The following is a 21,659-nucleotide window of genomic DNA, read 5'->3' on the forward strand; positions in this document are numbered from 1 at the left end:
TTTAATTCCGGTGCCAGCGTGTACCATCACGGCTATCAATTAGCGTAATACCTTCTGCTTGGAGTTCGTCACGAATGCGATCGCTTTCGGCAAAATTCTTACCTTTACGTGCTTCTTGCCTTTGCTGAATTTTCGCCTCAATTTCCGCATCGCTTAAACCACTACTCTTGTCAGTTTCGGCTTCTATCTCAGCTTCTAAACCCAAAACTCCAGCCAATGTGACAAGAGTTTGCCATTGACGCTTTAACTCATCTGGTGAGGTTTCGGTTTTCCCTTCATGCACAAGAATATGTCCTTCACGGCGCAATTCTTTGGCTAATTCAAACACCACTGTTAACCCACCAGGAAAATTAAAGTCGTTATTCACAACTTCTTGGAAACGCTCAAGATCGGGATTAGGTACTGGGTATTGGGGACTGAGTATTGGAATATTCCCATCTCCTAAATCCCAGCCTAGTTTTTTGCCGTATTGGTAGCCGAAAAGTAAACCTTCTTTAATGGTGTGCCAGCCATTGGTTGCTGCGGCGATCGCTTCGTCGGTAAAATCTATGGGTGTCCGATATTGAGCAGTCAGTACAAACAACCGCACAGCCATCGGGTCAACTCCTCGATCCAGCAATTCTCGAATAGTAGTGAAGTTGCCCAGAGATTTGGACATTTTTTCACCATCTACCTTCACCATGCCGTTATGCAGCCAGTAACGCGCTAAGGGTTTTCCGGTGACAGCCTCAGATTGGGCAATTTCGTTTTCGTGATGGGGAAAAATTAAGTCAGCACCACCAGCATGAATATCTATGGTATCACCCAAGCGATCGCGCACCATTGCCGAGCATTCTATATGCCACCCCGGACGACCTGCGCCCCAAGGTGACTCCCAAGCTGGCTCTCCTGGTTTTGCTGCCTTCCATAAAGCAAAATCAAAGGGGTCTTTCTTTTTCTGATACTCTGGATCTTCTACGTTGACGCGATTGCTTTGCCCCGCTTGCATATCTTCTAACTTGCGTCCTGAAAGCTTACCATACTCAGCAAACTGCCGGACTGCATAATACACATCGCCATCAGCAGGGTAAGCAAAACCTTTGTTTTCCAACTCATGAATCAACCGTTGAATGCCATTTATTGTGTGGGTGGCGCGGGGATATTCATCAGCTTCTTTGATTCCCAACCGCGCCATATCCTCAAAATATGCTTTGATAAAGCGATCGGCTACAGTTTCCATTGAGGAATGTTCAAGACAGGCGCGATTGAGAATCTTGTCATCAATATCAGTAAAATTTTGGATATATCGGACTTCATAACCGATAAACTGGAGGTATCGGCGCACTACGTCCCAAACGATGCAAGCTCTAGCATGACCCAAATGGCAGTAGTCGTAAACCGTCACGCCACAGTAATACATCTTAACCTTGCCTGGTTCGACTGTTTCAAACGGTTCTTGACGACGGGTGAGGGTATTGTAGAGTGTTAGGGTCATAACAGAGTAATGCTGAAATAAGAAGATACGTAATAATAGGGTAAAGCAGCTGGGATGGCAGTCCAGCATCCCTATGCTAGTGTTTTATGGACTCTCTGCGCTACATTACTATTTTTTGATTATTTGATAACAGCGCTATGCAATCAGCAGTTACACCCGAATCTTCGGCAATGGATACGCCCAAACAAGGAATGCCAGTAACAATTATTACGGGATTCCTCGGTAGTGGCAAGACGACTTTACTTAATCATATCCTCAACAACCAGCAGGGTTTGAAAACCGCCGTTCTCGTGAATGAATTTGGCGAAATTGGCATCGACAACGAGCTAATTGTTTCCACTGGTGAGAACATGGTGGAACTAAATAATGGTTGTATCTGCTGCACTATTAATAATGATTTAGTAGATGCAGTTTACAAAGTTTTAGAACGCCAAGAAAATCTAGATTATCTAGTAGTAGAAACAACTGGATTAGCAGATCCGTTACCAGTTGCTTTAACGTTTCTCGGCACAGAATTACGAGATTTAACTCGCTTAGATTCGATTATTACCGTGGTAGACGCGGCGAATTACAGCCTAGATTTATTTAATTCTGAGGCTGCATACAGCCAGATTGCTTATGGCGATGTCATTGTGCTGAACAAGGCTGATTTGGTTGATGAAGCCACTTTGAAGGAGTTAGAAGGAAAAATTAACGAAGTTAAGGAAGGAGCAAGAATTATTCGCGCCACGCGATCGCAAGTGCCACTTCCTTTAATTCTCAGTGTTGGTCTGTTTGAGTCTGATAAATATTTTGACACAGTGGTGGATGAACACGATCATCACGATCATGAACATCACGATCATCATGACGATCATGACCACTCAACATGCGGTCACGATCATCACGACCATGACCACGATCACCACGATCATCATCATTCTGACCATTTAGAAAATGATGGTTTTACTTCCATCTCTTTCCAGAGTGACAAGCCTTTTTCTATTAGGAAGTTTCAGTATTTCTTAGATAACCAACTACCCTCAAACATCTTCCGAGCGAAGGGGATTATGTGGTTTGATGAAAGTCCGAAGCGTCATATTTTCCACCTTTGCGGTAAACGCTTTACTTTGGATGATGATGATTGGCAAGGTCAACTGAAAAACCAACTTGTGCTGATTGGCCAAAATTTGGATCGTGAGGCTTTAATTACTCAACTCGAAAACTGCATTTGTTTACCTTCAACCTTTCGCGGTAAAGGGTTTGGGAAATAAAAGTTAAGAGTTAAAAGTTAAAATTTTGTACTCATTCCCAGGTTCTACCTGGGAATTCATTTTCAGATAATCTGTTATCTGTTCTGATGATTCGCTTCCTCACTTACATAAACATATCCATCGAAATTCTCTCTTTGAGCTAGATTCATTGCTACACCCCGCACTTCTTTAGTAAGGATGACTTAATTTTTATTTAAAGTTATTCTGATGGGTTAAGAACGACGATTATTTCTGATAGCCTGATTCCCAGAGGTTTCCAGTGAGGATTGCTAGAAGAAAAAGTACTGTCCCCAGAAACTGCTTGATAATCATTGGCGAACTTTTCGTAAGCATTAGGAGCAGCATCTACTCGCAAGATAACTTTACCCTGATAGCGGGCTAATTTGCTATTATCCAGCAAAATAGTACCACCGTAATCCCATGCTAATCCATAGAGTTTAAAGTTACCTAACTTCTTGCGTAACTCACTTAAGGAAGTTCCAACACCAATACCTTCGCGGGTTTTCCAAGCTGAACCCAGGTTACGCACATCTAGAGGTTTACTACGAGTATTATCACTCCAAACTACTAGCAGCGTAGATGCGGAGCAGCTTGTCGTTAGACATCGCCCCTGATTTAGGTTTACCTGAGTAGCTGCAAAACTACCTATTCCTTCAGGGCCAGAAATAGTTTTATCAACGAGATGGGATGCACCAAACAGCTTCACTAAATCTTTCTTGGTGGTTGTTCGTGTTATTGGCCCCACTCGTTCGCCAGGAACAATCAAGGTGTCTGTTAATGTTTGCGATTTAGCAACAGTAATTGGATGGTTTATTTTCTGTGGTAGTGCAAAGGCTGGATTTGCTGAATAATTTAGTAGTAGAGCTAAAGTAGCTGTAGCAATGCCTTTGATTGATGAATTCATGGGTTCTATTCTGGGTAGCAGCTTATGAGTAAGAAGCGTTAAAGAAACAACTCTTTACTCTTCAATTTTAACTACTACAAATTTCCAATTACTGATTCCCGATTTGCCAATAATTTTATTTCATCACTCTAGTAGCGTTGAAAATTGCTAGTAAAGCTACTCCCACATCAGCAAAGACAGCTTCCCACATTGTCGCTATACCAAAAATACCTAATCCAATAAATACAGCTTTAATTACTAAGGCAAAAATGATATTTTGCCAAACAATTGTACGAGTTTTTCTAGCGATTTGTATGGCTTCTGCGACTTTTGAAGGTGCATCTGTCATGATGACAATATCCGCAGTTTCAATGGCTGCATCTGAACCTAAGCCACCCATTGCCATACCAACATCGGCTCTAGCAATCACTGGCGCATCATTAATACCATCCCCAACAAAGGCAACTTTACCGTGCTTGCCGGCGGTGCTGAGTAACTTCTCAATGGCATTGACTTTTTCTTCAGGTAATAATTCGGCTTCATAAGCATCTATGCCTAGCTGTTGAGCAATCCGGGATGCGATCGCTTGATTATCTCCTGTCAACATTACTGTTCTCTTTACACCCATTCGCTTGAGTGTTTGAATAGCCTGTCTCGCATCTTCTTTGAGTTCATCAGCAATGACAATATACCCAGCGTAAATATTATCCACTGCTAAATGAACAACTGTTCCCTCTAGCTGGCAATTATCATGAGCAATATTCTCTCTGTGGAGTAGGCGATCGCTACCTGCGATCGCTACCCGATTATCAACCTTGGCTCTAATTCCATAGCCTGCAATCTCTTCATAATCTCTCACCTCAGAATCATCAATCTTTCCACCATAAGCCTTAAGGATAGATTGAGCGATGGGATGATTTGAGTGCGATTCTACTTTGGCAGCTAATTGCAACAATTCTGGCTCATTGTAGCCATTCCTTGGTACTATTTCTACTACTTTAAATACGCCTTGAGTTAAGGTTCCAGTTTTATCAAACACAACTGTATTAACTGCATTTAGAGTATCTAAAAAAGTAGAGCCTTTAACTAAAATACCACGTTTAGCTGCACCTCCCACACCTCCAAAGTAACCTAATGGAATACTGATAACTAGTCCACAGGGACAGGAGATAACTAGCAAAATTAGAGCGCGATAAACCCATTCTGAAGAAGTTGCACCAGGAATGAATAAAGGCGGTAATATTGCAACTGCTAGAGATGTAAAAACTACTATTGGCGTATAATATCGGGCAAATTTAGTAATAAATTTTTCTGTTTCTGCTTTTTTACTTTTGGCATTTTGCACTAAATCTACAATCTTGGCAATGGAAGAGTCATCAAAGAGTTTTGTGACTTTAATGCTGAGAACACCCATTTTATTAATCATTCCAGCCAAAACTGTCTCACCCAGCCTCACCGATCGCGGTACAGATTCTCCAGTTAATGCAGATGTATCAACTTGCGAATTTCCATCTATAATCTCACCATCTAAGGGAATCTTTTCCCCAGGTTTGACGACTATGATATCTCCAATATTTACTGTCTCTGGTGGGACTTTTTTTAGTTCTCCCTCAATTTGGATATTTGCATAGTCTGGGCGGACTTCTAATAAAGCTTTGATGGAACTACGGGAACGACTGACGGCAATATCCTGGAATAATTCGCCAATTTTATAAAATAGCATGACTCCTACAGCTTCGGGCAATTTATGAATTGCGATCGCCCCTAGTGTCGCTACTGTCATCAAAAAAGTTTCATCAAATACTCTACCTTTGAGTATATTACGTCCAGCAGTTTTTAAAACACTCCATCCACTTAATAAATAGGCAGGGATGAAAAGTAGATATTCACCTATTGAGTAGAATGTATTGTGTAATTGATTTTCAAAAATTACACCAGGCACATATAAACTTAAAATCGCTACCAAAGGCAATACCTCATTTTTCAGATTGAATTCTCCATCGTGATTATGGTCATGGTTATGATTATCATGATTATGATTGTGGTTATGATTCTCATGATGTTTGTGTTCATCGTTGCAACAACCTGAAGATTCTGAATGTAGTTTTTGTTTCATATTTTTTGTTGAGGCTAGTAAATTACTTGATGTATGAGCCTTTTTCTAAATGTAATAAAAAAAATATGTTTTTACAAGTTAAGTATTTAAGAATGAGAATCTATATCAGCTTTGAAGTTAAATATTTATGCTATATTTTGATTTAAATTAGAGCTTAAATCTTGTAAAAATAGCGATAAGGGTTCTCAATTATCTAGAAGAATCTTAAGATATAACTTTTGCTCTTAGTGAGCGTTATATCGCTCTGCATCAGATTTCAAAGGTGACTACGAGCTTTAATTTAATTAATGCTCCTATACTTACATCAAGCAAACAATCACTATCTTAGGAATACAAGTAAGTAGGCAAGAATAAATCAAACTATAATATGCAATATAAAATTAATTAGATTGTTTCTTGTTAAGTTGCTCCAGCCCTTAACACTAACCTCTAATTATTCATGCCCACTTGCTGAAGTACACAATTTAGATATTAAAGCCAGACTTCAAGCCTAGTTTGACTGCTTAATTCTGCTGTGGCAACTACTTTGCAATCAAACTGAGTCGATATGGAACTTTCTTGGATAATAAGTGTCAATCTGGCTATTCTTAGGCAAAACCCACTTGAAGTTTGAAAGTCAATAGAATACCCTAAACTAGTAGACAATTTTCTCAAGGAAATCTATGAACAAAAAAATTCTTCTGAATTTGCTTTCCACTTCCTCAATCTTTGTGTCGATGATGTCTACACTGGTGGCATTTCATCCTGCCCATGCTAGTGGTAGCATTACACAGCGATTGATGCACACACAAGACGGTCGTACCTGTATCACTAACCCGCATGGTGGAACAGATTTTGTGTGCATTCGAGATTCAGAGAGAAAAGTACCCTATACCTCATCTACACGTTCCTCGACCATTGTGACATCTGTATCAGATAAGAATATTGCTATGTTGAACTTTACTGATGAGGAAAGTGATGCTGCAATTAAGTTATTTAAATGTGACTGTCCATTGTGCATAAATTCCTTGCGTCAGTTGCAGGGTACTGGAAACTTGGTGTACTAAGGTTGAATAGCGCTTATAGCGATTACAACTTCTGTTAAATACATGTGATTAATTACGTATAGAAGGTATACGAAACCAAAAAAGCATTTTTAACTAAGTACCACTACTATTAAATCTAAATTCATTCTTGGGGCAGTTTGTAGGGGCAATTCATGAATTGCCCCTACAATGTCTAATTTTGGGTAAGTCCTGAAATAAAAAGACGCACAGAACTCTGTAGCTAAGAGTGTCCTGTTTATTCAACCACCTCATTTACAGGGAATCTATCAATCAACTGCATCGCCCGATAAGCATTACGCTGGAAAGAGTCTGGTAAATGGGGGACGTGGGGTATTTGTGATAATAAATCCAACGTCCGGCGGAGAATTCTCACCACATCGCCTTCATCTAAGGTGGTGTTTTCGCAGAGTTCTGTCCACTCCATTCCTAGCGCCCATTGTTCGACTATGGCAATTAACTCAAATTCCAACCATATAGGCAGCGCTACATTATACCGCCGTTGTAGTTGAAACATTTGGCGGCGAATTCCCCGCAATTTTGCTAAGGCTTCTGCCACTTCATTACTAAGCTCAAAGTTAACCTTGCTATCTGGACGAGGGGTTTCCATCACCAAACCTGCGGCGGCGGCGGCTAAGTGGTGGGGATCTAAGTTGTCCAATTCACCACTAGCGAATACTAAACCCAACCACAATTCATTCTCACCCCGAATGGCGGCAGCAATTCGCCCTAACACTGTGGGTACTAAGTTATCTAAAGCGCCAAAGTGTTGCAGAATTAAGATTAAGTTGAGAAATTCTTCCCAATGACGTTGTGACTGTTGCTCTACTTGCCCTTGCAACTGTTCGAGTTCGGCTTCTAGTTCGACATATTTGGCGCGACGCTTGAAAAGCGTGGCAGCATTGCCTGATTGATGTAAGGGATGAGCTTCTAATTGCTCTTGGACGGCAGTAGTGCGACTGAGTTGTTCTGCTACTTCTGGTGCCAGATGCAAAGATTCTATCGGATTGGGAATACGCATTGCGATCGCAATACTTTCTTCGTTCCCACGCCGCGACTGTCCGGGCTTCAAGGGCATCTCTGGCGGTGGTAGTATATCCGGTGACACTTCAATTCGCGGCAGTTCAGCATACAAATCGACTACATCCCCTGTGGTTGCCACATACCAGCGATTATCATACCCTAAGCATACCAAGTAAGGAGCTTGACCAGAACCCGGCGATTTTCCCACTAACACTGCGGTTACGGGTGAAGACACTGTGATGTTTTTGCCCTTGAGACTCAACAGAGTTCCTGATACTGCAAAGTCCAACATCATCCCCAGTTCTTCTTGTCTATCTTCCTGTGCTTGCTCTTGCAGAGTTTTCAATATCTGGCGTTCTACTTTTAAGCGTTGCCGCAATTTCTCATAAATAGCCAGTTCATTTTCATCAACTGCGGCGATTTGCTCGTGAAGTTGAGCTAATTGTTTTTCCAGTTCGGCCATCTCATCGTATTCTGGTCTTAGATGCAAGGTGGCCATGTACTGCCCAAAACTGCGTTCTATCAGTTCCCTGGTTTGGTCTAGGGTGTGCGTTTGCAGCAAGTTGAGTACCATGCCATAACTGGGCGTAAACTGGCTTACAAGGGGGTCTGGCTTGGATGTTCCCAAATACGCCGCTTCTTTGGCTCCTTCAAAGGGTGTTTGGACTGTCACCACATGACCTTGTTTATCCATCCCCCGGCGGCCTGCTCGTCCTGCCATTTGCAAAAATTCGGAAGCATTTAACAGGCGGTGTCCGGTGTCAGTCCGCTTGGAAAGGGTAGAAATTACTGTTGTCCGAGCGGGCATATTAATTCCCGCGGCCAGTGTTTCCGTGGCGAATACTACTTTAATCAGCCCTTGCTGAAATAGTTCTTCTACCAATGCTTTCCATGCAGGCAGAATCCCAGCGTGGTGGGCAGCAATTCCCCGGTATAGGGGTGCAATTTGTCCAGAACGCCCAGCTTCGGGATTGCGGGCTAAAAAGTCATCAATCTGTTGCCGCAAAATCTGGGATTCTTCATTATTTACCAACCATAAATCACCCACTTCTGCCACTGCTTTATCACATCCCCGGCGGCTGAAGATAAAGTAAATGGCTGGTAACATATCCCGTTGCTCTAACTGGCTCAAGGTATAAATTATACCAGGAGCTTCCGGTCTACCACTTCTCCCCCTGTCCCTTTCTCCCCCTCTGCCCTTCTTCTTCTGAAGAAGACGGGGGTTAATTTTGGTTTTGCTATCATTGAGCAGGGGAAATAACCCTTTAGGATTGCAAAAGTGAAATTCTAAGGGGACTGGGCGAAAATCGGAGTAAATTAGGTCAGTTGGGCCGTGAACGCGATTTAACCAATCGGTGAGTTGATCGCTATTGGCAACCGTTGCTGAGAGGGCTGCCAGTTGGACTTCACGGGGACAATAGATGATGGATTCTTCCCAAACTGTACCGCGCTGGCGATCGTTCATGTAGTGGCACTCATCAAGTATTACCGCTTCCACGTCTACTAATGAGATGCCTACTTGCCCGATGGGTGTGCCATAGAGCATATTTCGGAAAATTTCTGTAGTCATCACCAAAATCGGTGCATCCCTGTGAATGGAGGCATCTCCAGTTAACAGTCCGACTTGCTCAAACCCAAATTTTTCTCGAAAGTCACGTAATTTTTGATTCGACAGCGCCTTTAGGGGAGTGGTGTAAAATACACGTTTCCCTCTCGCTAGGGCGCGATAAATGGCGTATTCCCCGACTAATGTTTTGCCCGAACCTGTGGGCGCACAAACGACTACGGAGCGTCCGGCGTTTAGGGACGCGATCGCTTCTTTTTGAAACTGATCCAGATCAAAGGGAAATATAGACCCTAAGTCAAGTTCTGGAGACGGCGCAGGATAATTCACTCAATCACATTTGCAACCAGATTGTTTACTATACTAACGAGTCTTTTGTCAACTTCGTTAGGCATTGGGTACTGGGGATTGGGTACTGGGTATTTGGAAAACTCTTTCCCAGTCCCTAAGCCCTTAGTCCCCAGTCCCCAGTCTCTCATTTTCCCAGTTCTTGCGATCGCTCTGTGGCAGCTTTGACTGCTTCAATTAAAGCTGAACGAAATCCTGCTTGTTCTAGTTTGGCAATTCCCGCAATGGTTGTACCTCCGGGACTGGTAACGCGATCTTTGAGTTCTGCTGGGTGCATTTTAGTTTCATCCAACAGTTTCGCTGTTCCTAGTACGGTTTGCAAGGCTAGTTGATTAGCAATTGCTCTAGGTAAACCTGCGGATACTCCTCCATCAGCAAGTGATTCTACTAGCAGTGCCACGTAAGCGGGCCCGCTACCAGATAACCCTGTGACTGCATCCATCAGCCCCTCTGACACTTCCACTACTTCGCCCACAGCAGAAAAAACTTGTTGTGCTATTTGGTGATGCTTGGCATTGGTATATGCACCTGAACAAATGGCGGTAATTCCTGCTCCCACAGTGGCTGGGGTGTTGGGCATTGCTCTGATAACTGGCAATTGCACAAATGCAGCTTCTAGCTGACTTAAATGCACACCCGCCAATATAGAAATTATTAAGGGTAATTGTTCTCTATTAATAATATCAATATCTGCTAATTCTTGAGCGATCGCGCTGAACACCTGCGGTTTCACTGCCAAAAAGACTACTTCTTTTGCTTGGGTGAAAACCTCACTATTATCTGTCGTCACAGCAACACCGTATTGCTGTTTCAAAAAATCTAGGCGTGAAGGTAGCGGTTCGCTAACTATGACTTCTGATGGTTGATAAATTCCACGCGCGATAAGGCGGGATAAGAGCGCTTCTCCCATTACCCCACCACCAATTAACCCAAATTTTATAGTCATTATCGATCGTTAGTCATTTGTCATTAGTCGTTTGTCGTTTGTCATTTGTCACTATTATCAAAACCCAGAACAAATGACGAATGACAAAGGACTAACAACTAATTTAACTTTATTGTGCCATCCGGTTAGTTTCGTTACCCCAGGTTTGATTATTTGGAGAACCTGTAGGACGAGAGGAACGGGCTGGCGGTTGTGGTACTTCATGAAGAACGCCACCTTGGGTGCTAACTTGGACACAACTTGGCGTAAACAAGAAGATGCTCTCACCGATGCGCTCTTGATGTCCATCTAGTGCGTAAGTACCACCTGCAACAAAATCTACTGCTCGTTGAGCTTGATCTGGATCCATAATTGTCAGATTTAATACCACTGACTTCCGTTCTCGCAACGCTTGAATTGCCTGGGGCATTTCTTCAAAGGTGCGTGGTTCGAGAACTAAAACTTCCGAAATTCCGTTAATTGCTCCTGGCATACCAATCACATTCCCCATTGGCTTTGAACCTGCTGCGATATCATCTCCCATTGTAGGCACTGGTTCCCGCCAGCGTCGATTTTGAGCGGTTGCGCTCTCTTGTGGGGCTGGGGGTTGGGGATTTTCTTGCTGATACAGATTTTGGTAATTATTATTGTCTGTTTCTGGTTCTTCTTCGTAATACTCATATTCCACTTGCTCATTTAGACCTACAAAGTCTCTGAGTTTGGAAAAGATGTTGTTCATTGTGTGTGTACTCTCCTGGTGCGAATAGCCTGTTTGACTTGGCTTAGGATTTATTTAGATCGGAGCGATCGCTACATCGGTGGATACTTCAGCAAGTATTTTGCTATTTGTAACCCATACTACTGGTTTTGGCGATGAACTGACTACTTTTTGGAAAGGTCTGTGCATCGCCTAAACATAATAATGAGTCAAGATTATATCCTAAGGTTTGTCCGAAGGAAAGCTCTTTTTATCCCATTTCCCCTTGACGATTGCTCTTGTCAATACTATATCCTTTGTTTCTAATTGCACCAGTCTCTTACAAAATTCTTGTCATCAAATCCCGATCTCTATTAATACTGGCCTGGAAGGCTGACGATCGAGGGCTAAGAGCGATCGCCAAACAATATTGTTCCTAATCGCACCATCGTTGCGCCTGCTTGCACTGCTAGTTCGTAGTCGCCTGACATACCCATAGATAGGTGCTGCATTTTAATGTGCGACCAGTTTTGCTCCTGAATTTCCTTTGCTAGCTCACGATTGAGATTAAACACATTCAAAATTTCCGGATCTTTTAATCCTGAAGGTGGAATTGTCATCAAACCTTGAATTTGTAAATTTTTGTATTGATCGAGTGTAGGTAAATCAGCCAAAAGTTCTGGCACACTCCAACCAGACTTGTTGGGATCTGGGAGAATTTTCACTTGCAGGCAAACCTGGGGACTCACTCCTAGCTGTTGGGCTAATTGATCTAAGCGCTGTGCCAGCTTCAAATTGTCCACGGAGTGAATCCAAGGGAATTGTTCGAGGGCTTTTTTAGCTTTATTACTTTGTAAATGTCCAATAAAGTGCCAGATAATATCCGGTAAGTCTTGCAACTCGGCTTGTTTGCTGGCAGCTTCTTGGATGCGACTCTCCGCAAAATCACGAATTCCTGCGGAGTATGCAGACCGAATGGCCTCGGCAGGAACTTGTTTGCTAACAGCAATCAATTTGACTGAAGCTGGCAGAGAGGAGTGAATGGAAACAATACGTTCAGAAATCGAACTACTCATTGGAAGGTGCGTTGGAAAACACTCTGAAGCTGATCGTACTCCTGAGAATGTCCACTGCGCCGCAGGGTACGTAAGCGATTTTCCAACATCATTCTCGCCTCAGTCCGTCCTATAGGCTGGAATTTAACACCTTTAACGTCATTTGCGACCAAAAAAAACAGGCGCTGGGCATAAAGCGTGGTGAACAAATCCTGGTTGTCATCAACCATACAGATTTTGTAGAGTAAACCCCAAGTTGGATGGTTTATGTAAGTTTCTGCGTATTCTGGATTCATTTAAGAGTCAAGGTGTAGTCAAGGTGGGAGTATGTATATCTTTTCGCAGTGAATTCCAAACATTCAGACGATAATACCAACATTCGTCAGAATATTTGCTTAAAATGCAAAACTGCGGTTACGAAGACCTCGATCTAGTTTCTAATTGGCAGATGAAGCTAGTGGTAGTGAAGCGAAATGGTACAACAGAAGCCGCAAAGCTTAGATTCACAGAGTAGAGGCTGGTTGAGAAACATCACCATCTGCTTTGGTGACTTCAATTTACCAACTTGTAGAGACAAGGCACAAATAGTCCCGATCCTCTTATTGAAAGTTCGGTGGAGCAAGGGAAAACACCCTTTGAAGTTCCCAACGGCAGCAGCGAACTTTTCAACTTCTTTCCATACTGCCACAACTGCGGCTAAATGGCACAAAATAGATAATGGGATTGGGGATTGGGGACTGGGGACTGGGGATTAGGGACTAGAAAGAAAACTATTGGCTATTGATTATTCAGCATTTTCAGGGCTGCAAGTTGTGCTTGGGCTTTGTGCAGAGATTCATACCATTCTTTCTCAGGATTGCTGTCTGCGACAATTCCCGCACCAACTTGTCCCCAGACGGTGTTGAGTGCTGAGTATCTAAGAAGGGGTTCTTCACCTGCTTCACCAGATGCGGGGGCTAGTAGCAGGGTGCGGATTAAGATATTTAAATCTAAATGACCACGCCAATCTAAATAACCACAGGAACCGTAGAACAAGCTGCGGCGAAAGGGTTCTAGTTCTTCAATAATTTCCATACAACGCACTTTGGGACAGCCCGTGATTGTGCCACCTGGAAAGGTGGCGCGAATCAAATCAATGGCTGTGCGTTCGGCTTCGCCGTGCCGTAGGCATTCGCTTTTTAAAGTCCCTTTGATGTTGCTGACAAGATGCATTACATGGCTATATCGCTCAATTGTCAGCAATTCGTCAACAGTAACTGTCCCCCATTCACAAACTCGCCCTAAATCATTGCGTTCCAAATCTACCAGCATGATGTGTTCTGCACGTTCTTTGGTGTTGCTGAGTAAATCTTCTGCTAGTTGCATATCTTGTTCTAGTGTGACACCACGCGATCGCGTCCCAGCGATCGGTCTAGTTTCGGCTTGGCGATTTTGCAACATTACTAACCGTTCCGGCGAACAGCTGATGACTTCTCCCCAAGGCGTTTGCCAATAGCTGGCAAAAGGAGAAGGATTGATTTTTTGCAAAGCCTGATAAATTTCCCAACCAGCAGCCGATGTAGACGCTTGAAACCGCAATGAAAGATTTGCTTGAAAGATGTCTCCAGCTTGAATATATTTTTTTGCCTGGTTTACGGCTGTTTCATAATCTGCTTGCGATGTCAAAAACAGAGGAGGCGAAGAAGACACGGGGATATGAGGACAAGGAGAAATGGGAAATTCTTTCGCCGCGTCTTTCTTTGCTAATTTATCCTGTAACTCATCAAGTCTACTTGCATCACTGGCGGCTAGCCAAAGAATTTGTTGAGCGTGATCTAAAACGGCAAAAGAATCTGGTTCATACCAAAAAGCTATAGGAAATGGGAGGGGATCAATTTTATGATGGGGTAAATGTTCAATTTCCCATGCCACATCGTAGCCTAGCCAACCTAACCAACCGCCAGTGAAGGGAAGATGGGGAGGTGGGGGAGAAAATACTACCTCATCTTTCCCTACGCCTTTCTGTAATAACATTTCTAAAAAGGGAAAAACCTCTCCTACTTCTGGTGTCCACACTTGGGGGATGCCATCGACTAGACGAGGAGCGCCTGCACAGATAGAATATCGGCTGAGTTGGGGATGAGCGATTGGCGTTGGGTAGGGACTTTCTAGTAGGGTTGCAATTCCCGATGCGGCAGTGGGGCGAAAAAGAGCAGCAAAAACTTCTGAACCTGTGCGCTTTTCTAAAGGTAGCGATCGCCAATACCAAGGCTTGATCATACTGTTTCTAAGGGTTGCCAATAGTTAGTTAACAGTTTTCAGCAGTGAGTACGAATAACTACAACTACTGACAATTACCTCTATACCATTTTCTCGGTGCAAAATTAGACCTGAGTTCCTATAGCTAGCCGTATTCCCCAGAATACAATTAAACTGGCAATAGCAAGCCAGTCACGCCCTTTAAATCGTAAGTCGTGCCACTGCACTCTATGCTCGTTGGGACTGGTAAAACCCCGAACCATCATTGCATTCGCCATTTGATCGGCTCGTAAGAGCAGGTTTTCCAAAAGTCTCTCTGCGACTGTCATCCAAACCTTGAACCCTCCTTTCAATCCCAGCTTTTTCCAGTTAATTGCCCTTGTCATCACGGAGCGAAATAAGTTTTGCACTTCTTCTAAAACTAGAGGAATAAAGCGCAAGGACAAGGTTAAGGTTAAAGCAATTTCTGTGACAGGTAACTTGAAGCGTCGCAGGGGTTGCATGAGACTTTCTATGCCAGATGTGATTTCTTCTGGTGCGGTTGTCAGCAGATATAGGTTGGTGCTGTAAATTACGGTAAATATTAGTGTACTCAGCCTTACTGCCAAATCTAAGGAGCGACGAGTTACTTTGACTGGGCCTTTGTGAAATAGGACATAGCTGTATTTTTTGCGATCGCTTACTTGCTCTTGAACAATATTTTTGGAGTTTGCTTGCTGGGTTAATATTTGTTCATTAGCTGGTAAGCGTGGCTGATAATCTACACCCATTCCATCGGGACTGATGGCTCCGATCGCTAAAATAAAAAACGATAGCATTAACAGCCAACCCATTTGCTGCTGCCAGACTCGGCGGGGAATCCTAGCAATCAAAGTGGCAGCAATCAACACTACCACCAGCATTACCCGCCAAATATTGTTAGCCAAAACATAGCTTGTTAAAAAGCTCATCAGCCAGGCGAACTTGACTCGCGGATCGATTTTATGCAGCCAAGTTTGGGGTTGTTCTAAATAAAGTCCAAGTGGCAGCGATCGCAATAAATCCATTTTAGATAGAGTTAGGAGTTAGGAGTGAGGAGTTAGGAGTTTTGACTTTAACTCATAACTCCTGTACAGACGCTATTCATCGCGTCTCCTAACTTATTTTGACGCGAGTTGCTCTATTAACGTTACCAGTTTCGGCATCACGGACTTTTTTGCTGCGCCATAGCAAAATAATTGGTGTGCCTTTAAATCCTAGCTGTTGCCGAAATTGGCGTTCAATGTAGCGACGGTAATTGTCGTTGAAGCGTTTGGAATCATTGACAAATAGTGCGATCGTTGGTGGTTGGCTACTTACTTGTGTACCATAATAAATTTTACCCTGACGACCACCACGGGATGCTGGGGGTGAATGCCAACTCACGGCATCTGTTAAGACTTCGTTAATAACTGATGTGCTGACACGGCGTTTGTGTGATTCAGCCGCCGTTTTCACCAATTCGAGAATCTTTTCTACCCGTTGTCCTGACAAGGCACTCACAAAAATTGTTTCTGCCCATTCGGTAAAATGTAACCGTGATTGCAGAGTTTTTTCGTAGTCGTAGATTGTGTAAGAGTCTTTTTCGACAGCATCCCACTTATTAACGACGATGATGCAAGCTCGACCTTCTTCGATAATCCGCCCAGCTAACTTTTGGTCTTGCTCAGTGACTCCATCTACAGCATCTATTACTAATAAAACCACGTCAGCGCGACGAATCGCTTTGAAAGCACGGTTAATACTAAAAAATTCTGTGCCGTATTCTATATGTTTCTTTTTGCGAATACCGGCGGTGTCAATTAAGCGGTAGGTTTGTCCATCTCGTTCAATGACAGTATCAATAGCGTCGCGGGTTGTACCGGAAATTGGGCTGACAATTGCTCTCTCTTCACCGACAAAAGAATTGAGTAAGCTCGATTTGCCTACATTCGGGCGGCCGACAATTGCCACTTTGATTTCATTAGTTTCGGGGATGTCTTCAATTGCAGGGATGTGATTAACTAACTCGTCGAGTAATTCTCCTGTGCCGCTACCATGAATTGCGGAGATGGGGTAAGGTTCGCCTAATCCCAATTCCCAAAACTCGGCGGCTTGCATTAATCCTTGATCTGGAGATTCACATTTATTTACAGTTAGTAACACAGGTACGCGTTGTTGACGCATCCATTCGGCGATTTCTTGGTCTGCCGATGTGGGGCCTGTTTGACCATCTACGACAAAAATCGCAGCACAGGCTTCTGCAAGGGCTGTCATTGCCTGCTGGCGAATCAGTGGTAAAAATTCGGTATCATCATTAAAGACTAAACCACCAGTGTCTACGACTAAAAATTCACGACCATTCCAGAAAGCTGGTAGATAAGTGCGATCGCGTGTCACTCCCGGTTCATCATGGACAATCGCCGTTTGCTCCCCGGCGAGTCGATTAACCAGGGTGGATTTGCCCACATTTGGGCGTCCGATAATTGCAACAATTGGCAGTGCCATAAAACCAGGGTAAGTGAGAGGTGTAGTATATCACGTCCCTACATTTTACTCACTTTAAACTGGAAGTTTTAATAATTTTTCTACTTGGTAGGCTTTGATAGCTAAGAATCGAACAAAAAAACAGGAAATTATACTTATGTTGGAGATTGAAAATTTAGGAGTGAGTGTAGAAGAGTATTTGGATGGATTGGCAACAGGTATTGATATTTTGGAATTGAAGCGGTTAGAGGCAAGGGGAATTCCAACAAACCTAGCTCTGGAAGTTATGGCGATTGTACCAAAGGTAATCAATGGTACTGCTACTCCTGAAGAAGTTGTTAGAGGACTAATGATTTTAACACCATCGCTTCGGCAACAAGTTGAATAGGGGAATAGCCAAAAAATCATGCGTTTTGATTTTGGAGGTTAAGATATGTGTCGTAGTCGTGCATCAGTTTACTTCTAAGTCTCCCAAAGCTTTTAAAGTTGCTACCTCTGCTTCAGTCAACCCGATCGCTTCAGTAATAATCATGCCTTCATCAGGGCGGGCTGATCTTAAAGTTTGCAGACAATTGCCTGTTTCAAAATCCCAGCGTTTAACTATCTTTTCATAGCCACTGGTAAAGAGAGTTTTTCCATCAGACGATCGCCACAGTTAGTAGCCAACGTCTTTGATGTAACTGAAATCGCGATCGGACTCCACAACCATGTCTAAGTAAGTCTGTCTTGCCCAAGATTGACGAAAGACAATTTATTGAGCTTTTGTTAAGCATCCCTGTAGCAATAATTGCTCAACTATTGCGATCGCTTCTTCTGCCGTCATTTATTTACGTAGCAGTAACAGGTTAACTAAAATACTCCCATCATCAACTTGATTTTTTGCAAAAAGTTTACGTAAATAAACTAACAAAGATCCGACTTTTCTCAGACCTTTTCCGACCGTCAAACTTTATACCAAATAGTAGAGTATTTAGATAACCAGTATTTATATCCCCAACTTCTTAGAGGAGATATAGAGAAAGCGATCGCTTTCTCTATATAACTTGGGTAATTCAAAGTATTTTCGGAAAAACAAGCGTATGAAATTGTTAAAAACTCTTTTGTCTGTTGGAGCTATCTCTGTTATAAATATATGCTCTTTAAATGTTTTGATGCCTTCATCTGCCAAAGCACAAGTTCCTGACGGTCGGTATGAAATTCAGCCAAACAATCAGATTTTCTTCTATCCCGCAGACAAGACTAAAAACGCTATTGTAGTCTACACAGGAAAAGGAAAAGCTACGCATATTATTAACTACGGTGGTGCAATTTACACGGCATTTGAAGGAGGATCTATTTACCGGAGTCCAGATGGGCAAAATCTTGGTGGTGGAGGCCGCACTACGAAACCTTATCCTGGTTCAGCGACAGTAAATAAAATGCTAGTGTGCCAAAATGCTCTTTTTACCGCCTTTAAGGGGGGATATATTTACCGGAGTCCAGATGGACTAAACCTTGGCGGCGGTGGCAATACTGCAAGGGCGTATAAAGGGACTGGAGAGGTACAAAGGATGACGTGTACTAACAGAAATAGTGTTATCACTTATTTTGTAGGCGGTCAGGTGTATGAGAGTCCAGATGGTCTAAATCTTGGCGGCGGTGGGAACACACAGAAATTGGGAGGCAATTAAAGTTATTTGTAGCGACTGTCTTAAAAATCAAGCGAGCGCACTTCATACTATATTCAGATCCCCGACTTCGTAAAAGTTGTCGAGGATCTATTTTCATAACCCGATAATTTCATGCGATCGCACTTTCCAATACACGATCGTTTTCGGCAGTTGCGATAGATAAATTTAATACAATCCAATTACGTATTGATATAGTAATTCTAAAACTGTGTCTGGTGATGTTTTGGGCATTTTCTTAGGTCAAACTTAGGTTTAAAAAATAAAAAAGGTAGGAAACCCTACCTTTTACCCAAAAAAAGCATTTTGTAACCAAATACCATGTTCACTATCACACAAGCTTTTGACGAATCTATTGCAAAACTATGACAAGAGTATGACGCTTAATTTGCAATTGACTTTGCAATTACTCCCAGTTGCAATCCAGGCGGATAGCTACCTTCTTCCTTGATCCGCTTAATTTCAGCATCTGTGAGCCGCAAATTTAACTTTTGTGCCAACGATCGCACAATATCTCCCCGATCGATTACACCAGCTACAGCACCAGCCGGAGAAAGGACGGTAATTCGAGGTAACTGCTCATTTTCCAGCTTGTTAATTACCTCAGCTATGGTTGTTGCTTCGGTAACAGTGGGTATTTCTGTCAGAGGATGCACAATGCTGTGTAAGGTTTGGGTTTCCCATTCACTTCTTTGGGTTACACGAAAATCGTCAATGGAAACTAGACCCCGGTAACGTCCATCAGAAGCAGCAAAATAAACCTGTGAAGGGGCGGTTTCCAACAAGTATAAATCGGCAAAAGAACGCAATGTCTGGTCAGCATCTATAACCCGAAAGTCACGAGTCATCGCATCAGCCGCCACCACTTTAAGCAAGCTTTCCTGCAACGTAGTCATGTTGTCATAAGTGCTGGCGTTGCGGACAGCAAACCAACCTAACATTGCAATCCACAAACCAAGTGCTAACTCTCTTGTCAAGAAATCTACAACAAATCCCAGAGCGATCGCACCATAACCCAAAATTTGCCCAGCTTTTGCAGCCCAATGTACGGCTTGAAAACGATTACCCGTTATTTGCCATAGTGCTGCTTTTAACACTTGCCCTCCATCTAGAGGTAAGCCAGGAATCAGGTTAAATAGCGCCACCACTAAGTTAATTCTCGCCAAATCTCCCACCATAACACTGAGGGGACTGGTATCGGGAATTACGGTAACTCCTAGACTGAGTAGGAAAAATAGGATGATGCTCACCAATGGCCCTGCGATCGCTACTTGAAAGGCTTTGAAAGGAGTTTTAGATTCTTCTTCAATAGCAGCAATCCCGCCAAACAGAAACAGAGTAATTGAATTAACTTTAATGCCTTGCGATCGCGCTACCAAGCTGTGACCCAATTCATGTAGCAACACCGAACCAAATAGCAGCAGTGCCATAACTATTCCAGCACTCCAAGCGATAACAGTCCCCCATTCCTGGTAAGCTACCCCAAAGTTGAGGGTTGCCAACCCTAAAATCACAAACCATAAGGGGTCTAAAAATAGGGGAATGCCAAATAAAGACCCAATTTTCCAATTTGTTTGCATTACATTGTCCTAAAACTAGACATTGCCAGTAGTTTCTATACTGTAATATTTCCGTATATACTTATACATGTATTTATGAGCATCAATTTGGTACTGCGAGTTACGAAATGCTCTTATTTCTAGAATAGACAATTAATGTCTCTGAGCAAAACTCTGAAATTGGGAATTGTTTATTTTCTCTTCTACTCCCCTTATTAAATGTATGGAAAAAACCATGTTTTACTAGTTTTGTATTTAATCGCGGCGTTACAGGTAACGCCGCGATAAATGCAATAGTTATAGACGACCGATGTTAGTCAGTCCTAAAACAATGCCAATGCCGATAACATGACCAAAGGCCATCGCTGCAACAAATGTTGGAACACTGATCGGTAGGATAGGGAACTTGGGGCCAACTAGGGGTTTTTCGATCCTAGTACTTAGTAAAACCATTACTAAGCTACTGATGCTGATAATAATTCCTACTGTAGGATTCCACGCAGGTGTGGCGGGAACATTTGCAGCTGCTGCTAGTAAAGTAGATGAAATCAAGCTTTTGTCTCCTAAATGAAAAAGTTAACCCAGACCTCAAGATTATAAAATTACTAGGCCCAAAAGTTTTTGAGATAGTTTAGACTTTTCAGGTGATTATTCTAAATTCTTTGTTATATTTCCATGCGCGTTAAAATTTGCGGTATCACTCAACCACAGCAGTCTATAGCGATCGCCTCTCTGGGGGCAACGGCACTAGGATTTATTTGTGTACCAACTTCACCTCGCTACGTGACTACATCCCAAATTCGGGTAGCAGTAGCAGAACTCCCGGCAAATATTGACACAATTGGGGTTTTTGCCAATGCTAGTATCCCTGAAATCAGTCAGATAGTTGTTAATTCTGGGTTGACTGGTGTCCAGTTACACGGAGATGAATCACCAGATTTTTGCGACCAATTACGTCAAGAGTTACCCAATATCGAAATTATTAGAGCGCTAAGGATTCGTAGCCTTGAGCATCTGGACACTGCGGCTGATTACACAAAATACATAGATACTTTATTACTTGATGCCTATCATCCCGAACAACTTGGTGGTACAGGTAAAACCTTAGATTGGAAAATGTTAGAGCAATTTAACCCCAATTGCCCTTGGTTTTTAGCTGGAGGATTAACAGCAGATAATATTTTGGCAGCTTTAAGTCAAATTAGTCCTAGCGGCGTTGATTTATCTAGTGGTGTGGAACGCGCACCTGGAGATAAAGATTTAGATAAAGTAACTAAGTTGTTTGAGAAATTAGGGAGATGAGGAAGCAGGGGAGCAAGGGAGAAGAGTT

20 protein-coding genes are annotated in these 21,659 nt (G+C 42.8%); 7 read left to right on the top strand and 13 right to left on the bottom strand.

Annotated features, from left to right (window positions below; translation table 11 throughout):
• Position 1 precedes the first annotated feature (1 nt).
• On the bottom strand, positions 2-1,474 hold the full coding sequence (gene cysS, locus V7K55_RS19650) for a cysteine--tRNA ligase (protein WP_334834274.1): 1,473 nt from the start codon (positions 1,472-1,474) through the stop codon (positions 2-4).
• 137 nt (positions 1,475-1,611) lie between these two features.
• Here cysS and V7K55_RS19655 point away from each other — a divergent pair, with 137 nt between their 5' ends.
• The gene (locus V7K55_RS19655) at positions 1,612-2,727 is read left to right on the top strand and encodes a CobW family GTP-binding protein (protein WP_334834275.1); all 1,116 of its coding nucleotides are present in this window, start codon (positions 1,612-1,614) and stop codon (positions 2,725-2,727) included.
• Between the two features lie 199 nt (positions 2,728-2,926).
• On the opposite strand, the gene V7K55_RS19660 is transcribed toward V7K55_RS19655, so the two are convergent.
• Positions 2,927-3,631, bottom strand: a complete 705-nt coding sequence (locus V7K55_RS19660; RefSeq protein WP_334834276.1) for a hypothetical protein — start codon at positions 3,629-3,631, stop codon at positions 2,927-2,929.
• A 115-nt stretch (positions 3,632-3,746) separates the two neighbouring features.
• Positions 3,747-5,726: a heavy metal translocating P-type ATPase gene (locus tag V7K55_RS19665; RefSeq protein WP_334834277.1), complete on the bottom strand. Its 1,980-nt coding sequence runs from the start codon at positions 5,724-5,726 to the stop codon at positions 3,747-3,749.
• 662 nt (positions 5,727-6,388) lie between these two features.
• Between V7K55_RS19665 and V7K55_RS19670 the strand changes: the two genes are divergently transcribed.
• The gene (locus V7K55_RS19670; RefSeq protein WP_334834278.1) at positions 6,389-6,772 is read left to right on the top strand and encodes a hypothetical protein; all 384 of its coding nucleotides are present in this window, start codon (positions 6,389-6,391) and stop codon (positions 6,770-6,772) included.
• 235 nt (positions 6,773-7,007) lie between these two features.
• Here V7K55_RS19670 and V7K55_RS19675 read toward each other — a convergent pair whose 3' ends face one another.
• The 5 genes from V7K55_RS19675 to pipX form a co-directional block, all read right to left on the bottom strand.
• A complete protein-coding gene (locus V7K55_RS19675; RefSeq protein ID WP_334834279.1) occupies positions 7,008-9,686 on the bottom strand; it encodes a DEAD/DEAH box helicase in 2,679 nt (892 codons plus the stop codon).
• 145 nt (positions 9,687-9,831) lie between these two features.
• Entirely contained in the window at positions 9,832-10,650 is an 819-nt protein-coding gene (gene proC, locus V7K55_RS19680) for a pyrroline-5-carboxylate reductase (RefSeq protein WP_334834280.1), read from the bottom strand.
• A gap of 109 nt (positions 10,651-10,759) precedes the next feature.
• On the bottom strand, positions 10,760-11,368 hold the full coding sequence (locus V7K55_RS19685) for a cell division protein SepF (RefSeq protein ID WP_334834281.1): 609 nt from the start codon (positions 11,366-11,368) through the stop codon (positions 10,760-10,762).
• A gap of 365 nt (positions 11,369-11,733) precedes the next feature.
• Complete coding sequence (locus V7K55_RS19690; protein ID WP_334834282.1) at positions 11,734-12,402, bottom strand: YggS family pyridoxal phosphate-dependent enzyme; 669 nt, start codon at positions 12,400-12,402, stop codon at positions 11,734-11,736.
• On the bottom strand, positions 12,399-12,677 hold the full coding sequence (pipX, locus tag V7K55_RS19695) for a transcriptional coactivator PipX (RefSeq protein WP_334834284.1): 279 nt from the start codon (positions 12,675-12,677) through the stop codon (positions 12,399-12,401). The genes V7K55_RS19690 and pipX overlap by 4 nt, the downstream gene beginning before the upstream one ends.
• A gap of 177 nt (positions 12,678-12,854) precedes the next feature.
• Between pipX and V7K55_RS19700 the strand changes: the two genes are divergently transcribed.
• Positions 12,855-13,136 (top strand): hypothetical protein, encoded by a 282-nt coding sequence (locus tag V7K55_RS19700; protein ID WP_334834285.1) that lies wholly within the window; start codon positions 12,855-12,857, stop codon positions 13,134-13,136.
• Positions 13,137-13,158: 22 nt separating this feature from the next.
• Here V7K55_RS19700 and V7K55_RS19705 read toward each other — a convergent pair whose 3' ends face one another.
• The 3 genes from V7K55_RS19705 to der all read right to left on the bottom strand — a co-directional run bounded on the left by V7K55_RS19705 (position 13,159) and on the right by der (position 17,124).
• Positions 13,159-14,640, bottom strand: coding sequence for an anthranilate synthase component I (locus V7K55_RS19705; protein WP_334834287.1), 1,482 nt, complete (start codon positions 14,638-14,640; stop codon positions 13,159-13,161).
• Positions 14,641-14,744: 104 nt separating this feature from the next.
• The gene (locus V7K55_RS19710; protein ID WP_334834288.1) at positions 14,745-15,665 is read right to left on the bottom strand and encodes an energy-coupling factor transporter transmembrane component T family protein; all 921 of its coding nucleotides are present in this window, start codon (positions 15,663-15,665) and stop codon (positions 14,745-14,747) included.
• Between the two features lie 88 nt (positions 15,666-15,753).
• Positions 15,754-17,124 (bottom strand): ribosome biogenesis GTPase Der, encoded by a 1,371-nt coding sequence (gene der / locus V7K55_RS19715; protein ID WP_334834289.1) that lies wholly within the window; start codon positions 17,122-17,124, stop codon positions 15,754-15,756.
• A 136-nt stretch (positions 17,125-17,260) separates the two neighbouring features.
• Here der and V7K55_RS19720 point away from each other — a divergent pair, with 136 nt between their 5' ends.
• From V7K55_RS19720 to V7K55_RS19730, 3 genes are all read left to right on the top strand, one after another.
• Positions 17,261-17,491 carry a hypothetical protein gene (locus V7K55_RS19720; protein WP_334834290.1) on the top strand — a complete coding sequence of 77 codons (231 nt, stop codon included), beginning with the start codon at positions 17,261-17,263 and terminating at the stop codon, positions 17,489-17,491.
• Positions 17,492-17,829: 338 nt separating this feature from the next.
• Entirely contained in the window at positions 17,830-17,952 is a 123-nt protein-coding gene (locus V7K55_RS19725) for a hypothetical protein (RefSeq protein ID WP_334834291.1), read from the top strand.
• 230 nt (positions 17,953-18,182) lie between these two features.
• The gene (locus tag V7K55_RS19730) at positions 18,183-18,773 is read left to right on the top strand and encodes a hypothetical protein (protein WP_334834292.1); all 591 of its coding nucleotides are present in this window, start codon (positions 18,183-18,185) and stop codon (positions 18,771-18,773) included.
• A gap of 380 nt (positions 18,774-19,153) precedes the next feature.
• Here the strand turns inward: V7K55_RS19730 and V7K55_RS19735 are convergent, their stop codons facing one another.
• Together V7K55_RS19735 and psaK are read right to left on the bottom strand one after the other, a co-directional pair.
• A complete protein-coding gene (locus V7K55_RS19735) occupies positions 19,154-20,350 on the bottom strand; it encodes a site-2 protease family protein (RefSeq protein ID WP_334834294.1) in 1,197 nt (398 codons plus the stop codon).
• Between the two features lie 276 nt (positions 20,351-20,626).
• Complete coding sequence (psaK, locus tag V7K55_RS19740; protein ID WP_334834295.1) at positions 20,627-20,881, bottom strand: photosystem I reaction center subunit PsaK; 255 nt, start codon at positions 20,879-20,881, stop codon at positions 20,627-20,629.
• Between the two features lie 123 nt (positions 20,882-21,004).
• Between psaK and V7K55_RS19745 the strand changes: the two genes are divergently transcribed.
• Positions 21,005-21,631, top strand: a complete 627-nt coding sequence (locus V7K55_RS19745) for a phosphoribosylanthranilate isomerase (protein ID WP_334834296.1) — start codon at positions 21,005-21,007, stop codon at positions 21,629-21,631.
• Positions 21,632-21,659 lie beyond the last annotated feature (28 nt).

Source organism: Nostoc sp. (assembly GCF_036919895.1).
Taxonomy (GTDB): domain Bacteria; phylum Cyanobacteriota; class Cyanobacteriia; order Cyanobacteriales; family Nostocaceae; genus Nostoc.

Bases quoted from the DNA above. Each gene is read 5' to 3' on its own strand.
- V7K55_RS19665 (WP_334834277.1), bottom strand. From the start codon at position 5,726: ATGAAACAAAAACTACATTCAGAATCTTCAGGTTGTTGCAACGATGAA.
- proC (WP_334834280.1), bottom strand. From the start codon at position 10,650: ATGACTATAAAATTTGGGTTAATTGGTGGTGGGGTAATGGGAGAAGCG.
- V7K55_RS19660 (WP_334834276.1), bottom strand. From the start codon at position 3,631: ATGAATTCATCAATCAAAGGCATTGCTACAGCTACTTTAGCTCTACTA.
- V7K55_RS19720 (WP_334834290.1), top strand. From the start codon at position 17,261: ATGTTGGAGATTGAAAATTTAGGAGTGAGTGTAGAAGAGTATTTGGAT.
- V7K55_RS19690 (WP_334834282.1), bottom strand. From the start codon at position 12,402: ATGAGTAGTTCGATTTCTGAACGTATTGTTTCCATTCACTCCTCTCTG.
- V7K55_RS19655 (WP_334834275.1), top strand. From the start codon at position 1,612: ATGCAATCAGCAGTTACACCCGAATCTTCGGCAATGGATACGCCCAAA.
- V7K55_RS19670 (WP_334834278.1), top strand. From the start codon at position 6,389: ATGAACAAAAAAATTCTTCTGAATTTGCTTTCCACTTCCTCAATCTTT.
- V7K55_RS19710 (WP_334834288.1), bottom strand. From the start codon at position 15,665: ATGGATTTATTGCGATCGCTGCCACTTGGACTTTATTTAGAACAACCC.
- V7K55_RS19705 (WP_334834287.1), bottom strand. From the start codon at position 14,640: ATGATCAAGCCTTGGTATTGGCGATCGCTACCTTTAGAAAAGCGCACA.
- V7K55_RS19685 (WP_334834281.1), bottom strand. From the start codon at position 11,368: ATGAACAACATCTTTTCCAAACTCAGAGACTTTGTAGGTCTAAATGAG.
- pipX (WP_334834284.1), bottom strand. From the start codon at position 12,677: ATGAATCCAGAATACGCAGAAACTTACATAAACCATCCAACTTGGGGT.
- V7K55_RS19730 (WP_334834292.1), top strand. From the start codon at position 18,183: ATGAAATTGTTAAAAACTCTTTTGTCTGTTGGAGCTATCTCTGTTATA.
- V7K55_RS19700 (WP_334834285.1), top strand. From the start codon at position 12,855: ATGGTACAACAGAAGCCGCAAAGCTTAGATTCACAGAGTAGAGGCTGG.
- cysS (WP_334834274.1), bottom strand. From the start codon at position 1,474: ATGACCCTAACACTCTACAATACCCTCACCCGTCGTCAAGAACCGTTT.
- V7K55_RS19735 (WP_334834294.1), bottom strand. From the start codon at position 20,350: ATGCAAACAAATTGGAAAATTGGGTCTTTATTTGGCATTCCCCTATTT.
- V7K55_RS19745 (WP_334834296.1), top strand. From the start codon at position 21,005: ATGCGCGTTAAAATTTGCGGTATCACTCAACCACAGCAGTCTATAGCG.
- der (WP_334834289.1), bottom strand. From the start codon at position 17,124: ATGGCACTGCCAATTGTTGCAATTATCGGACGCCCAAATGTGGGCAAA.